Source organism: Bacteroides cellulosilyticus DSM 14838 (assembly GCF_000158035.1).
GTDB lineage: Bacteria > Bacteroidota > Bacteroidia > Bacteroidales > Bacteroidaceae > Bacteroides > Bacteroides cellulosilyticus.
The window spans coordinates 1,089,684-1,106,194 of the sequence record NZ_EQ973490.1 but is presented as its reverse complement, the minus strand read 5'-3'; the positions used below and the strand labels follow the sequence as shown (position 1 = coordinate 1,106,194).

General features: G+C 42.8%; 7 protein-coding genes. 1 reads left to right on the top strand and 6 read right to left on the bottom strand.

Features of this window, described 5'->3' with window-relative positions; genetic code table 11:
- The first annotated feature begins 8 nt into the window (after positions 1 to 8).
- The gene (locus BACCELL_RS08700; protein WP_007211339.1) at positions 9 to 1,448 is read left to right on the top strand and encodes an ATP-binding protein; all 1,440 of its coding nucleotides are present in this window, start codon (positions 9 to 11) and stop codon (positions 1,446 to 1,448) included.
- Positions 1,449 to 1,516: 68 nt separating this feature from the next.
- Here BACCELL_RS08700 and BACCELL_RS08695 read toward each other — a convergent pair whose 3' ends face one another.
- The 6 genes from BACCELL_RS08695 to BACCELL_RS08670 form a co-directional block, all read right to left on the bottom strand.
- Positions 1,517 to 3,511, bottom strand: a complete 1,995-nt coding sequence (locus BACCELL_RS08695) for a beta-L-arabinofuranosidase domain-containing protein (RefSeq protein WP_007211338.1) — start codon at positions 3,509 to 3,511, stop codon at positions 1,517 to 1,519.
- A 45-nt stretch (positions 3,512 to 3,556) separates the two neighbouring features.
- The gene (locus BACCELL_RS08690) at positions 3,557 to 6,322 is read right to left on the bottom strand and encodes a DUF5695 domain-containing protein (protein WP_225979546.1); all 2,766 of its coding nucleotides are present in this window, start codon (positions 6,320 to 6,322) and stop codon (positions 3,557 to 3,559) included.
- Between the two features lie 29 nt (positions 6,323 to 6,351).
- Positions 6,352 to 7,971 carry a RagB/SusD family nutrient uptake outer membrane protein gene (locus BACCELL_RS08685; RefSeq protein ID WP_007211336.1) on the bottom strand — a complete coding sequence of 540 codons (1,620 nt, stop codon included), beginning with the start codon at positions 7,969 to 7,971 and terminating at the stop codon, positions 6,352 to 6,354.
- Positions 7,972 to 7,990: 19 nt separating this feature from the next.
- Positions 7,991 to 10,993 carry a SusC/RagA family TonB-linked outer membrane protein gene (locus BACCELL_RS08680; protein WP_044153723.1) on the bottom strand — a complete coding sequence of 1,001 codons (3,003 nt, stop codon included), beginning with the start codon at positions 10,991 to 10,993 and terminating at the stop codon, positions 7,991 to 7,993.
- Positions 10,994 to 11,201: 208 nt separating this feature from the next.
- Positions 11,202 to 14,069, bottom strand: a complete 2,868-nt coding sequence (locus tag BACCELL_RS08675; RefSeq protein ID WP_044153721.1) for a two-component regulator propeller domain-containing protein — start codon at positions 14,067 to 14,069, stop codon at positions 11,202 to 11,204.
- A gap of 179 nt (positions 14,070 to 14,248) precedes the next feature.
- Complete coding sequence (locus BACCELL_RS08670; protein ID WP_007211333.1) at positions 14,249 to 16,501, bottom strand: S9 family peptidase; 2,253 nt, start codon at positions 16,499 to 16,501, stop codon at positions 14,249 to 14,251.
- Positions 16,502 to 16,511: the final 10 nt, after the last annotated feature.

Below are 16,511 nucleotides of genomic sequence, written 5' to 3'. Positions count from 1 at the left end.
AGTGCATTATGAATATTCGTACTAAATTAATACTCAGTGTAGGCATTCTGGCTGGTATGATCATTCTGCTGGTTGCTCTCTCCGTAGTGAATCTTCAGATACTGACAGCTACCGAACCAGACAGCCCTGCCGCCATGCCCGGACTGGAACGTGCTTTGCTGTGGATTTCCGTTACAGGTGCTATTTGCATTCTTGCCAGTATCGTGTTGCTGGTCTGGCTTCCCCGTTCCATCAACAAGCCTATTCAGGAATTGACGCGTGGTATCCTTGAAATTGCCAATCATAACTATGAGAAACGTTTGGATATGAGCGGACACGAGGAATTCCGTCAGGTGGCCGATAGCTTCAACAGTATGGCTGAGCGCCTGACTGAATATCGTGCCAGTACGCTGAACGATATTCTTTCTGCAAAGAAGTTTCTTGAAGCCGTTGTGAACAGTATTCATGAACCTATTATCGGCCTGAATTGTGAGCATGAAATACTCTTTATCAATAAAGAAGCACTCACCGTATTGAATCTGAAACGTGAAGATGTAATCCGCCACTCTGCCGAGGAACTGTCCTTAAAGAATGATCTCCTTCGTCGTCTGGTTCGGGAACTGATTACTCCGGGTGAGAAGAAAGAACCCTTGAAAATCTATGCGGATAATAAGGAAAGCTATTTTCAGGCTTCTTACATCACCATTATAAATACGGATGCCGATACGGATGAACCGCAGAACTTGGGTGATGTGATCCTGCTGAAAAATATCACCGAATTTAAAGAGTTGGATTCTGCCAAAACAACCTTTATCTCCACCATCTCCCATGAACTGAAAACGCCTATCTCAGCTATTCTTATGAGTTTGCAGTTGCTGGAGGATAAGAGGGTAGGAGCTTTGAATGATGAGCAGGAACAATTATCGAAAAGCATTAAAGAAAATGCCGACCGCCTGCTGGGTATCACTGGTGAACTTCTGAATATGACACAAGTAGAAGCCGGCAAGCTCCAGATGATGCCGAAGATAACCAAGCCTATCGAACTTATAGAATATGCCATTAAAGCCAATCAGGTTCAGGCGGATAAGTTCGGTATCCAGATAGAAGTAGAGTATCCGGAGGAAAAAATGCCGAAACTGTTTGTGGATAGTGAGAAGATAGCTTGGGTATTGACGAACCTTCTGAGCAATGCAGTCCGTTATTCAAAAGAAAACGGGCGTGTCGTTATTGGTGCCAAGCGTGAGAAGGAGTTTGTTGAACTGTATGTGCAGGATTTCGGCAAAGGTATCGATCCCCGTTATCATCAGAGCATTTTCGACCGTTATTTCCGTGTGCCCGGCACAAAGGTGCAAGGCAGTGGACTGGGACTTTCCATTTCAAAAGATTTTGTGGAGGCACATGGGGGAACACTGACGGTGGAAAGCGAATTGGGGAAAGGAAGTAAGTTCATTATGCGACTGAAAGCATAAACGAATAAGCCCCTACAACTATCATGGGAGCATTTCATGATTGTTTGCAGGGGCTAATTTATTCTTATTTACTTTGTATCTATGTTATACAGCCAGATTCCATACGTGAAAGCGTTAGCATATTTCTGTGGCTTTATTCCATCCGGGCGGAACCATTGCCCTATGTTTGCGAACGGAGTGAGAATCACATCTACCTCACTACCTTTATATAAGGCTTTCGTTTGATAAACCGGCCCTAACATATTGTTATCAGGCTTATTGATCAGTGTAGGTTTCATCGTTGTATTCATCCGTATATCCTGATCCATATTCACATCATCGTTGCAAAGCTGCTTATTCCATACCATGTCCAGTGAGTAAACAATCGGACCGCGTACAAAGGCATAAGGAATTCTATCAGTCGGTTCTTCCTTATACATGATTTCCCCACCTGCTAGTTTATAGGAAACATATTTGCTATGATGACTACGTGATACCCATTTCTCTTCCATAGGGAAAGTGATACTTACTTTATCCCCTTTTGTCCACTTGCGTGATAATTTCAGGTAAGCACCGGGCTTTACATCTGCGATGTTTTCACCGTTCACCTTTATTTCCGGATGTTCACACCAGGAGGGGATACGTAGGTTTAATGTTTTGTTTTTTGCTTTCTCTGAAACAATGGTCAGCTGCATATTTTCGGATTCCGGATAGTTTCCGGTGATTTCAAATGCGAAATCCTTTCCGGTATATTGCGAGGGGATGTATTGATTGATATAAAACTCTTTTCCTTTTTCTGCGTAAATGAAGGTGGGTAACATTGAGATAATCCGGTGTCCGCTTGCTGTGCAGCAATCCGGCCCATGGAAATAACCGTCAGGCTTACTTCCATTCGGAGCTGTATGATATCGACAAACTCCGCTTTCACAATCCTGGGCGGCAAATACATGGTTAATCATCAGGCGTTCCATGGCATCCGCATATTTGGATTCTCCGGTTAATTCCAACAACTGTTGTGTGAGTTGCATCCATGACATTGTGGCACAGGTTTCCACGATATTACCTGAAAGTGGTTTCACATAGTCGTGTTCATAATGTTCGGCAACACTTACACCACCGGTGATGTACATCTGGCGTTCATGAATGTCGTCCCATGCTCCGGACACTTTACGCAGCAATGTTTTATCACCGGTGATACGATACAGTCGCAAGAAGCCCATAAAGTTCATGTGGAAAGTATGCGAATGTACATAAGGTTGAAGTTTATCCACCCCTAAAGTACCGTCCGCAACGGAATCCAAACGGGAGAATGCATCCCATCCACTCCATTTGTCGATGTTGCTGACTACCCATTGGCTCCATTCCAGATACTTCTTCTTTCCTGTCAGTTCATATAGTCTTGTTATGGGGTCACAAAGTAAAGTACCTTCCCAAGAATAGTGTACACTATGCCCTGCAAAGTCTGAGTGTCCGTCCAGATGTTTTTGTTTGTTTTCAGGTGCTCTCAGATCAGAGGGCCAGAATTCCAGTTTACCCGGTCCGAAATATTGCAAGAAATAGTCTGCCAATTTCTCTGCGGCAGTTAGTGCTTTTTTATCTCCTGTTTCTTCATATACTGTGATAAAGGCATGGAAAACAAAATATAATTCGTAAGCGTCCATTCCTCTGACTGGTCTTTCGGGAGACCGGAAACTCTTGGCTGTGGCTCCTACATAACCGTTTGCTTCCTGTGAGTCAATGATGCGATTCAGTACGCTTTCAGCTTTAATTAGTAATTCCTTGTCATCACCCTGAACTGCCGACAGATAAGCTGATTCTATCCACTTTCCATGCTGTTCTGCCTGTGTCCAGTCCCAAGCCGAATGTTGCCTGTTTACAACAAAGTCCACATATTTATCTATTGGAAAGTGTTTCAGGTAGGCATTCCGGTTAACTTCCATACGATGTCCGAAGAATCCGGTTATATTTCTTACAGAAGAAACAGGTACCGGCTTTTCCAGTAATCCTACTTTATCGTGATTCTGAGCATTAAGCTTCGTCATCAAACTGGCAAATACTAAAATTGCAATAATCTTTGTTTTCATACTTTGATATGTTAATAATGAATTGTTTTTAATGGTTTATATGCATTATTTCCACCATATTGTAATTTCTTCGGTGATTTCACTTACTGGTAATCTCACTTCCCATCCGACAGTACATTTCTGCATCGTACAAACTTTCTTACCCACTTGTACTTTGTAAGGAACAATTTTGTCTGCTCTGATTTGTAATAATGTTGAATGCCCAGATTTAGATGGCTTAGTACCCATAGCAGTATTAATTTTATTTTCCAGCATAAAATGCGATTGTTTCCCCTTTCTTTCAATCTTTATTGGTGCTTCTGGTAGAAATCCGTCTCTTGACAAAGTGAGATGATAGCGAAATTCAGAAGTTATAAAACTGAATTGCTGTCTTACCCCGTCACGCGGAATAACAGACAGGGAAGTTTCCTCTTTGCTCAATACCCCACCATAGGCATGGAGACCAAAGATTGAATCCTGTATTACAATTGTGCGGGCAGTATGAAAGGCCGCGCCATATCCTAGGTCTATCTCTCCATCATAACGCCAAGGGCCACGCTTTTCATTTCTATGCAACCATGTATATCCATTCTTTGCACCTACAAAACACCATCCGGTGGCTCCGTCTTTTTCTTTTCCCGGATACCAATAGCCATAGTTGGATGTCTCGTTTCCTGTATTCATTAACGACCATGAGCTAAGGAAAGAGTTATATCCTAATTCGATCCAATCAGGGTTCTTCGAGTAAAGCAGACCATAGTCCAGTACAGACCAACCTCCCATCATGGCCATATAAGACATGTCGCCCGTATGTTGCTTGAATGCGCAATCTGTGCCGGACAGGTAATATTTGGGAGCTATCCACCCGCGTACGGACAAGCCTGCATAATGCTGTTGCTTCATAAATCTTTCAGCATCTTCTACTGTCACCTTCGGGTGTGAATGCCACGTTCTTTTATTTTTGTCATACCATAAGTCTTTATCCGGTTTCATCGGATGTTCTATCGCATATTTAGCCAGGGCATACGATGATTCAAAAGCTGTGCGGTCAAAACTATGTTCCGAACGATAAGGATATTTATCGTCATAAATAAAATACTTGGCTTTTTTCTCCCATTCGCCTCTCAAGTATGCAGCTTCATCGTTCCTGCCTCTTTGTTCCAATCCTTTTATAAGTTCAAGAACTACCCATTCGTTATACATACCCCATTTATAGATATCCAGCCAAGACCAAATTTCATACGGATACTTAAAGTAAGCCATAGCGGTCTGTACAGCTCGGTCGAAATACTCATCGGCAGTCAGGTAATGTGTCCATTCGGGAATCATTTCCGCTATTTGTGACATGTGATAATAAAGCTTGAAAATATGTGGATAATCATATGCTCTCCAGACTTTTATCCGATCTTTTGCATCATATTTGTATAGCTTTTGTAAGGCTGAATCACGGGCTACATGCCAGTTGGGTACCCCGTAGATAGCGAATGGATAAGGAGTTTCTTGATCTGTTCGTTGGAGTTTTCCCCATACAAAATTCTTCAGGTAGTATTCTAAGGAAGCTATTTCCGTAGAATCAGGATACACTACATTTTTAGCGGCAACAAAAGGTGCCTTACTCAATATCGGATCATCACATCCCCAGACGTATTCCCACCAACCATTAAATCCGTCGGTATCTTCCGGCCCTCGTAGTTTCCCATATTTCATATCATATACAGAATACAAGCCATCCCACCATTTGCCCGGAGCTTTATGTTGCTGTTTGTTGACAATGAAAGAGCTCCTTTTTTTGATAAGAACATCCAGAGGTTCCGTAGAAAAGAATTCCAGGAAAGACTTTTCACCATGGTTATAATTGACCCAAATAATATTCTCTCCAAGTTTGTGAAAACGTATGTCATACAAGTACCTGCCATCGGGACTTCTTCCAAGCTGTTTAATTTCTGTTTGTTGCGGATGTTCTGCTACAAGAGATTGAATTGTTCCTTTGAGACGAATGGCAACTCTTACAGATAAATCACTGGGAATAGTATATCCGGGGGCGGTACGAACATCCAGTAATCCATTTGTATAAATGGCGTTACGTATGTCCTCATATCGGGAAACGGAAGTGAGTAAAAAACTATAGTTTACTTTTTCTCCAGGTGTCAATACTCTTGTTGTATGAGGAATACGCCAGCTGCCTTCAGTTTTGGGACCAGTACATCCGGAATGAAGATATGCTGTATATACATTATTAGTAGTATCAAAGTATTCCAGTGGAGTGCCCTCACCGGTCATCATGATATAAAAGGGACCCACACCTGATGGTTTGGAAAGTATCTGAAATGAAGAATTCAGAGCTATATTGTGCTTATGTGTAAAGTTGCTCTCAAAGATTGTGCTTGGAGCGGCATTGAATCCTTCTCTCCACTTAAAGGGGAAAGCTATATCACCTAATTCTACAGAGCGGTTGGTAATATTTGAAATCTCGATTTTCAAATGCAGACCATCTTCAGCGAGAGTGTAATATCGCTTCATACATAAAGGCATATAGCACAACGAATCAGTATATACATATGTATTTTTATTTATACAAGTACGTCTGGTCAATCCCGTTTCAAGCATATTCCAGTCTTCTTGGTTAACACGATATCGTATCAAAATATCTCCCCACATCTGATTGTCTGCTATCAGGTTGACAGAATCTCTGTCAACCTGAAAAACAGACACGCCATCTTCTGAAAAATCAGTCCGAAAACAATCGTTTTTCACTGTTATATTTTGGGCGTTCAATCCTGATATTGAGTAGATACACAGGGCTACAAGTGTCCCGGTACATCTCTTTATCATTGCTTTTGTCATATAATGAATTAAATCTTTTAATTTGCGTAGGCAGGATTCTGTGTTAATTTTGGATTGGCATCTACGGCTCTCTGAGGTATTGGGAACACAATACGATGATCGCCCTGCGGTTTATGTGACAACCAGCTTTTCTTACAGAATATGCCAAAGCGTATCATGTCTCTCCGGGTATATCCCTCCCATACGAACTCCCAACATCTTTCATCAAACAGGCGTCCGAATTCTATTGGATCTTGGTTGCCGGGATCTGTGATCTGATATTTTTCAACCACTCCCCATTTGTAACTGGAATTCTCTTTCAATTCATCGTCTGTTACGATTGCTTTTGATGGGTTTGCTTTAAAAGCTCTTTTTCTTACTTCAGTTACTAATTCACCGGCTCCGGGCTGATTTGTCCTTAACAAGCATTCGGCTTTCATCAATAGTACTTCCGAATAACGTAAAAGTGGAATATCTGTGCTACAACTCCATTCTGAACCGGCAGGAACTTCTTGTTTATTATACCTGTATCCTTCCATTTCGTTTGTATAATTTCCGTCAGGAAGTTCTTTGGAGAATATTAATAGTTCTCCTTTCTTGTCATAAACACCGTATAATGGATTTCCTTCTGCATCAAATTGCTGGCCCATCAACCAGGTGTCTTCAAGCCTGGAATCACCTTCCTGATAGGTGTCAATGAATTGTGTTGTACCTTTCGGCCCACCGGCTGCATTGGGTACTGCGTTCAAAAGGAATTTCTTTTGCAGCTCACTATGCCATGAATTCATGAAAAGGTAGTTTCCTACTACTCCCCTATTGTAATCATAAGGGATTGTAAACAACACCTCCTTTGAAGATTCCACACCTTGAGCCCTGAAGGAGTCTTTAAACTCTGGTGACAGATCGCATTTTCCGCTATTAATGATATCGTTGCATTGTGACAGACATTCATTCCAGCGGGCGGTACCCGTATAGACTTCTGCATTCAGATATACATTGGCTAATATAGCTTTTCCTGCCCATCTATTAATGCGTCCATACATATTACCCCCTTGTTCTTCGTTCAGGGAAGGTATCACTTCACTTAGTTCCCTTACAACGAAATTGTAAACCTCTGCTCTTGGCGTTTTCTCCGGAAGATCCTGAGACATGGTCGTTACCAATGGGATATCACCAAAATTATCAAAGAGAATCCAATAATAATAAGCTCTCAATGCCCTTAATTCAGCCAGACCCGTTTGCTTTTCTGTAACCGATGGAGAAGGTATCAAGTCGCGTTCAAGTTTATTAATGGCGCTGTTGCACAATATTACACCGGTGAAATAGTTGTTCCACAAGTCTGAAATCTGTCCCAGTTCAGAATTCCAATTGTGGAATTGCAAGCGTTTATAGATACCCCCGTCATCCCAACCGCTTGCATTAGCAGGGGTTGATATACAACATCCCGTTAATTCCTGAGTTTGCCAATACGTGCCCACATAACCATAATTTAACGCTGCATAAGCTCCTGCGATATTAGGTCCGAAATCTGCAAGAGTATAATTATAGGTTTCTTCTGTAACAGATGAAAATACTTTCTCATCCAGGTTGGTGCAATTGATAGTACCTATCGTCAATAAAAACAAAGATATATATTTAGTGAAAGTTCTTTTTTTCATAATAATTCGTTTTAATAGATTAGAAATTCAAATTTATGCCTAAAGAGAATGTGCGGGCAGAGGGGTATCTGTATCTGTCATCTATACCGGGAGTCAGGCCTGTAACTCCGACTTCCGGGTCAATCCCGCTATATCCGGTTATTGTGGCAAGATTTGATATACTACCGTAAATTCTGAAACTTTTTACCCATTTATTCTTTCCAATCTTCGGAGTGTATCCGATTGTGATATTGTCAATTTTCCAATAATCACCATCCTGAACGAAGTAGCTTACGTACTGCAAGGACTGGTCGTAAGCCAATGGTCGTTTGCCATATACATTATCAAATGCTTTTTCCATAACATTATCTCCTCCTAATAATGAAACAGGAGCTGCGTAATGCATCTCTGCCATATTTAATATCTGAAAGCCGAATGCTCCTCGCATAGTGACAGAGAAATCAACCTGTTTATATCTGATTGTATTATTCCAATTCAGGTAAAATTTGGGAAGACCATTACCCAGAACTTTCTTGTCGGACTCCTGTTGTTCTGAAATCGGTTTGGGCTTGCCATCTGCGCCTTCTATTATCCAGTGTCCGTTTTCGTCTATATCGATAGTTTTATAACCATAAAAGTTTCCAACGGGTTCTCCTTCTTGTATTCTGTGAGTCGGCTGCTGAATGGGGGCAAGCGTGTTTCCTTTATTTTGATGGGAGTCGGAGAAATACTTGTCACTGGATAATGATAGGAGTTTGTTTTTATTAGTTGAGAAGTTGATGCCTGAATCCCAAGTGAAATTCTTGTTTTGGACAGGAACTATATTGAGAGAAACTTCAAGACCTGTGTTCCGTATCGAACCGGCATTCGCTTTAATCCATGGACTAAAATAAGGCGGCACGGGGACTTGATAATCTCCAATCAGGTCTTTTGTTTCCCGGTTATAGAAATCAATACTTCCGGATATCCTGTCGCTAAAGAAACCAAAATCAAGACCGATATTCAATTCTTCTTTTTTCTCCCATCGTAAATCTGGATTAGGATTTCCATCCGGTCGCAACAGATTCGTCCATTTACCATTGTAATAACCGTAACCTCCCATGTTCAGTTTATTTAAGGAGAGATAGGGAGTACCCGGTTCAGTGCCCGTTATACCAAAACCGGCTCTTAGCTTGAGAGTGCTAATCGCTTGGATATTATGAAGGAACTGTTCCCCTTTTATATTCCACGCCAAGGATATTGCCGGGAAGTTACCCCATTTGTGATCTTCACCGAATTGGGAAGAACCTTCATGCCTTATGCTGGCGGAGACAAAATACCTGCCTTTGTAATTGTAATTCACTCTTGCAAAAAATCCTATGAGCTTATTCTCGTTTTGATAAGAAGCTTGATTAGCTTTCCCTTCTTTCAAAGCATTGCCCAATCCCATATTATTGTATGAATAGTCGTCGGACGGAAAGTCATAATTATCCATAGAAGCGGATTGATAGTTCCATTTATTCCAACTATATCCGACTAATGCATTTAGATTGTGAGAATTGCTGAACAGTTTGTTATATTGGGCGGTTAATTCCATCATGGTATTTTCGCTGCGGGCTGTTGAACGTGAGGCATATCCGTTCTTTTTGCTTATAGTGGTTGATTTATGCTTCTTTGTCTCATAATATCCGGAAAAGTTGTTGTTGGTTTCGTTTGAGATCAGATACTTAATGTCCAGACCTTCGATTGGGATAAAAGTGATTGAGGAATACGCCCTTAAGTTAGTTGTCTTATTTTCCCCTTTTGTTTCGTTTAAAAGGGCAACTGGATTAAAAATCATATCACGTGCTATTTCGGTCCAGTTACCATTTTCATCTTTAATAGGACTTGTCGGATTAAAAATCAAAGCACTCTGATATACATCATTACTGTATCCGATGTCGTACTTCCTTTGATAACCATTCAGATTTGCCTCTACTTTAAGTTTGTTGTCGAACATACGGTGAACGATGTTAATACGAGGATAAATCATATCTACTTTTGAGCGTTTTACAATTCCCTCATTCGAGGTATAATCGAAACTGGCGATATAGCTGGTATTTGCCGATCCTCCCCTGAGGTTAATACTGTATGTCTGATTAAACGGAGTTTGTAGTATTTCGTCCATCCAGTCGACTTTGGCTCCACCATCCATTGCACCGGGAATTCCTTGCTGAACCTTTTCAAGGTATTGATTGGCATTCATCATAGGAAGTTTCTTATTTATTTTCTGAAACGAAATATAACTATTGACTTCGATTGAGGGTTTCATTTCGGTTTTACCACTTTTGGTGGTTATCAGTATTACACCATTAGTTCCTCTGGTTCCGTAGATGGCTGCGGCCGAACCATCTTTCAATACATCGATTTGTGCAATATCATTCGGAGAAACGCTGTTGAGATCTCCCTGGACACCATCAATGATGACCAAAGGAAAGGTGCCTGAATTGAGCGTAGCAACACCACGCAACGAAACTTGTGAAGTGGACAATGGATTGGCATCAGGCGAAACTACAGCTAAGCCTGCAACCTTACCCCTGATTAGCCCTGCTACATCCGGTTTTGTTGCTTGTACAAACTCACTGGCTTTCACACTCATCACCGAGCTTGTCAGTTCCTCCTTGCGTTGTGTGCCATATCCTATTACCACTACTTCATCCAGCCGCTTGGCATCTTCTTTTAATACCACTTTTACAGATGCTTGTCCGTTTGTCTGCACTTCTTCTGTAATGTAACCTATATAAGAAATTACCAATGTACCTTTAGCTGCATTTTCCAGCGTGAAGTTACCGTTAAGGTCTGTAATAGCTCCTTTGGATGTACCTTTCATCATTACGGTAGCTCCGATGACGGGGTCTCCGTTTTCATCTACTACCTGTCCCTTTACAGGGTTGGATTGCATGACTGCTTGTACTTCATTTACCGTTGCAAAAGCATCCTGTGGGTAGCCCGCATAGAGAGCGGATACCATCATCACGGAGAGGAGAGTTTTCTTTGATGATCTTTTAAAATGATAGTTCTTCATGAATTTGAATTTAAAATTAAAGGTTTCTTTTTCTTTCGATAGAGGTGAGCTCATCCATCTTTCGGCAGCAAAGGAAAACAAATAAGAGTAAAGCTGTTAATGCTTATAAATCAAATCATAGGGGGTAATTAATCAACTCTAAATTGACTAATTACCCCCTATGATCTGAGCAAAATTACCTGAAATAATCGGGTGCTTTGCTGCTTAATTAAGATGGATGAGTACTTTCTTCTTTCTTCTCTTTTATCTGTTTCTGATATTCACCGGGCGACACACCGAACGCTTCTTTAAACGACTGGGTGAAATTCTTATAATCACTGTAGCCCAATGCTGTGATAACATCTGCCACAGTTGCTGTTTTATTTTCCAACATCCGGCAGGCATGTTGCATCTTTATATCCTTTATAAAATCCAACGGAGTTTTGCCAGTGATTACTTTTATCTTCCGAGAAAGTGTGGAACGGGACATATTCATAGCCTCTGCCAGTGATACCACATTGAATTCCGGTTCATTCAGATGTTCTTCTACCGCTTTGGTCGCCCGATCCAGAAGTAACTTATCTATCTCGGCAAATTCAGAGGTGGAAATGCTGTCTTTGGTATCCAGGTATTGATGCATTTTCACCAACTCGGCACTGTCCGCCCATTTCTCGTCGTTCTTGCGTTTCATCCGTTTCAGATAGGCATAAATGCTATATCCTATGATGCCCATAACTAGCAGGGTATAAAAGAGATAAGCCCACCAGGTTTCGTACCAGGCAGGTAGGCGGTGGATTGTTATCTCCGTCACTTCATTACTCCATAACCCGTTTTTATCGGTAGCTTTCACCTGGAATGTATATTTTCCCTTGTCCAATCTGTTGTAGAAGGCGGAATTCTTCCGGTCATTTAGGTAGATCCAGTCGTTGTCTATACCCACCATCCGGTATGCATAACGTATCTGGTCTAAGTTATGAAAATCTAATGAAGAGAATTCGATTTCCAGATTCTGATCATTGGGTGACAGGCGGATAGGTGTATTTATAGGGTATTGCTTCAACTGGTCGTCCCAAATGCTCTTTCCCATGATCTTGATGTCACTGATATGGGTGGTTACCTGTTCGGGTATGCTTTCCAGTTGCTGGGTTGGTGAGATGGACACAATGCCTGAGATTCCGCCGAAATAGATTTCTCCTTTCCGGTCGTAGTAGACGGCTTTGGATAGCAGACGGGTAAGGAGGAAATTCTTATCCCTGGTGCTGTAACTCCGGTAAGCGCCATTGCGCGGGTTGAACTCTTTAATCATCTGATTGGTAGTGATCCATACATGATTGTAGACGTCTACAGTGATATTATTGATGATATCCCCCTTCATGCCGCAACTGAAACTGTAGTCTTTCAGTTTCTCCTTTTGTCTCGGGTCGAACAGTAAGACTTCCCCTTCGGTAGTACCCATCCAGAGGTTTCCGTCACTCGTGGCATCTATGCATACAAAGTCTTTATCGAAGGGATAAGATTCGATACCTTTATCCTGCTCAATCCGGTAGATGCCTTTGTTTCGGATGACAGTCCATATCCGGCTGTCGGCTGTTTGGGTGATGCCGGCAACCGGACCCGATACTTCCGGAATGCTTTCAAGAGTTGCACTCATAATCCGGTATACGAACAATCCTGTCGTAGTACCTATCCATAGATTATTCTGAGGGTCTTCGAATAGTGAGGTAATCAGTCCCGGATTATTTGTGACGTTGCCAAGTTCTATCCGTACATCTTCTTTCATTTCCATATTCTGCTGGCTTAGGCCGAAGACGGTGGGGCCATACGAAGTAGCCCATATCCAGTTGTGGTTATATGATCTGGCTATGTTGGTGACATCTCCAAATGGTAAATTCCGGGTTCCTTGACATTGTGAATAGTGTTTGAGCTTTTCTTTCCGGCTGTCATAAATGCATAGGCCGTATCGGTCTTGTGAGAACCAGAAGATACCGTCTTCATCTTTGCACAGTGAATTTATGGCGGGATTCGCCTTTAACTGGTTTCTTAAATCCGGCAGGGGATACTTCTGGACAATGTAATCGCGGATATCGATAATAAAGCTTTCTACATCGAAAGCCGATACCCATAGCTTCCCGTCTTTATCCTTATATATTTCATAAAGTATTTTGTTGCCAGGGGTAAGGAAAGAGGAAGTGTCCACTTGTTCTAAGTGTCCCTCCTTTGTGATGCGGAAAGCAAACAAGTCTTTCCAGGAAGTGACCCATATATAGTGGAATACATCATCCTGCACCATGTGGTAGATAGCTCCCGTAGCATTTCCTGTGATATCTACAGGGAGAGGCTGGGGAATATATTGCGTTTCCGGAGATTTACTGTTCGGGTCGAAGCGTACGATTCCTTTTCCCCAGGTGCCGAGCCAGTAATATCCGTTTGTTTCGTCCCAGATGATCCGTTCAATGTCCATATAATCCCTGTGGTGGAAGTAGGCTTCAAAGTTGTCCGTATCTTTATTGAGTTTATACATTCCGCCTCGGGTGAGGGAGATTATTAAATCCCCGTTCTTGTCTTCGTAGACGATGTACACAAATTCAGGAGAGTGGTTGTATTCGGTTTTATACCGCTTTATCAGAGTGCCGTCAGCCTTGAACCGGAATAATACGCCATGCATGCTTACCCATATACTCCCGTCCCGGGTTACGTTTATAGTGAATACATTCTTGTCGGAGCACTCCTGCAAATCCATGGGAGTGATCCGGCAGGTAGCCTTATCCAGTATATAGCCTCCTTTCATGGTTCCGAACCAGATTTTTTTGTCGTGGTCTTCGGAGATATAAGTAATATAATTATCCGATAAGAGTCCCGGGTGATACAGATCGGAGCGGAAAACGCGGATATTGTATCCGTCGTTTCGGCAGAGACCGTTGAAAGTGCCGTACCACATGTAGCCATCGCTGTCCTGAAATATACGATGGATGGCATTCACCGGAAGTTTATCTAAGGAAGGTATTTCTCTGACCACGATATCCTGAGCATGCAGCAAGGGGCTGAATATTAAAAGACACAAGAGCTGCATCAGGTAGACTTTTTGTCTGATAATCATATTTGAGATGGCTTTTATCATAGTATCTTTTATATATCGATACACAAAGATATGAATAAAAACTCAGAAATCTTATTACCTGTAATGAATGAAAAATTATTTAATTGATAGTTAATACAATAAAAAGTAGAGTCAGACCTAAATCCGGCTCTACTTTTGAGGTATACATTATATAAATCCTAGCGATATGTTATTGCATTCCATTCCGGTGGAATTCCTCCTTGTAAATGGCGTACAAAGAAATCATAGCGTTTATGTTCCCCGAAATCTTCTCCCATCGTGTGGTGTGCACCGGGAATCACTACCAATTCAAAATCTTTGTTGGCTTTTATCAGTGCGTTCACCACCTGCATGGTTGAGGCAGGATCTACATTATCGTCCAGTTCGCCTACCACCAGCATCAGGGGACGGCTCAGCAAATGGGCATTCTCTACATTCGATCCTTCCTTATATTGATCTCCTACGGGATATCCCAGCCAGAGTTCGTTCCACCAGATTTTATCCATGCGGTTGTCGTGGCAGCCACAGGCGGAATAAGCGGCTTTATAGAATTCGGGATGTAGCAGCACGGCAGTGGTGGATTCTTGGCCACCGGCGGAACAGCCGTAGATGCCTACACGATCCATATCCATATACGGATACTTCTCTCCGGCAGCTTTAATCCAGGCGATGTGATCGGGAAGTCCTGCATCTTTCAGATTCTTATAACATACATTCTCAAATTCACGTGAACGGAAAGAAGTTCCCATTCCGTCTACCATGACGACGATAAAACCGAGTTCGGCAAGGGAAGTCATGTACCAGTTGTACGGGATGAAAGTCTTTGGTACATACTGGTCGCCGGGACCTTGGTAAATGTATTCGATAACCGGATACTTCCGGTTCGGGTCGAAGTTAGTGGGACGAACAATCAGTCCCCACATATCCGTTTTGCCGTCACGCCCCTTGGCGGTAAATACTTCCGGTGCTTTCCAGCCTTCTGCTTCCAGACGACTGATATCGGCTGTCTCCAGCGGCATCACCACCTTGCCATCTTCGGCACTGCGCAATACGGTAACAGGAGCTTTGTTTACCATAGAGTGAACGTCTACCAGATAATTCATATCTCCCGAGAACCAGGCACGGTGCATTCCTTCTTCCGGAGTAAGGCAAACCAAGTCTTTCCCGTCAAAACCAATGCGGTAATAGCGGATGAGATAAGGATCCTCACCGGGTTGTACACCATTTGCGGAGAAATAAATCTGCCGGTTGTCCTCGTCTACGCGGAGCACTTCGCGCACATACCATTTGCCGCGGGTTATCTGATGGACGGGTTGTGCGGTAGAGCGGTCGTACATGTACAGGTGGTTCCAGTTATCCCGTTCGCTCATCCAGATGATGTGCTTGTTATCCCTTAGGTCGTGGCGGAAACGGCGGGTATAATTCACGTATTTGTCGCTGGTTTCTTCTATCAGAGGACGTACGGTGCCTGTCTCGGCAGAGAGTTCAAGTACACGATATGCCTGATGTCCGCGCTGGTTGTACTCGAAGGTAACGGAACGGCTGTCCGGGTTCCATTCGGGACCGTATATTTCATACTGCCGGTCGAAGAGGTCGGTGCTGGGGATGATGCCTCGTCCTGTTTCAACTTCATAAATGCAAGGTATCTTGAAAGGAAGTTCGTCTCCCGGTTTGGCATATTCCTGCTTGTGCAGTTTCGGTTGGAGCTGATCTGCCGGAGAAGACTCTACATAGTACACATAGCGTTTCTCTACTGGGCGGATTTTGCAGGATACCACCTTCTTGCTGTCCGGAGACCAGCGGATATAAACTGAGTAATAGTTGCTGAGTGTACCGTCAAGGCTCAACTGCTTCTCTTTTCCCGTGGCAAGTTCCTTCACATATACATTCTGATTTTTGATATAGGCGGTATACTTTCCATCGGGTGAAGTTACGGGAGCGGCTTCTTTTTCGTCATCCCGTTCCATCCAGTGTTTTTGTGGTGCATTGCGGTCGGGCAGGGCACCTTCATTTACCAACTGATTTTTGCGGGTGGCGTACATCCAGCGCTGATTACCAAAAACAAAACGAAGCGTATCTAAGCTCGGGTTCACTCGTAGCCGTTCCAGTTGGATTGCTTCGGGCTTTACTTCTTTGCCGGATGCGTTGCTCAGTGCGCTTGCCAGACGCTTGTGGTCGAACAACTCCTTTCTGTTTTTCTTGTCTGCGTTCACCGATACGTAGATACGGCCTTCGGGCGTATTGCGTACATACCAGAACTGATGTGTGCCTTCTATCCACTGCGGCGTGACGTTGGAGTAGAAAACTTTGTTGGCACTGAATTTCTCTCTCAATGCGTAGGCACGGTTATAATCGTCCACTGTGCCTTGTGCGAAAGCCATGCCCCCGCTAAGGAGCATGGCTATCGACAAACCTAACTTACAAACATTCATATCTAACTAA

Excerpts from the sequence above, each read along its gene's own strand:
- BACCELL_RS08700 (WP_007211339.1), top strand. The coding sequence starts at position 9 with ATGAATATTCGTACTAAATTAATACTCAGTGTAGGCATTCTGGCTGGT.
- BACCELL_RS08695 (WP_007211338.1), bottom strand. The coding sequence starts at position 3,511 with ATGAAAACAAAGATTATTGCAATTTTAGTATTTGCCAGTTTGATGACG.
- BACCELL_RS08690 (WP_225979546.1), bottom strand. The coding sequence starts at position 6,322 with ATGATAAAGAGATGTACCGGGACACTTGTAGCCCTGTGTATCTACTCA.
- BACCELL_RS08685 (WP_007211336.1), bottom strand. The coding sequence starts at position 7,971 with ATGAAAAAAAGAACTTTCACTAAATATATATCTTTGTTTTTATTGACG.
- BACCELL_RS08680 (WP_044153723.1), bottom strand. The coding sequence starts at position 10,993 with ATGAAGAACTATCATTTTAAAAGATCATCAAAGAAAACTCTCCTCTCC.
- BACCELL_RS08675 (WP_044153721.1), bottom strand. The coding sequence starts at position 14,069 with ATGATTATCAGACAAAAAGTCTACCTGATGCAGCTCTTGTGTCTTTTA.
- BACCELL_RS08670 (WP_007211333.1), bottom strand. The coding sequence starts at position 16,501 with ATGAATGTTTGTAAGTTAGGTTTGTCGATAGCCATGCTCCTTAGCGGG.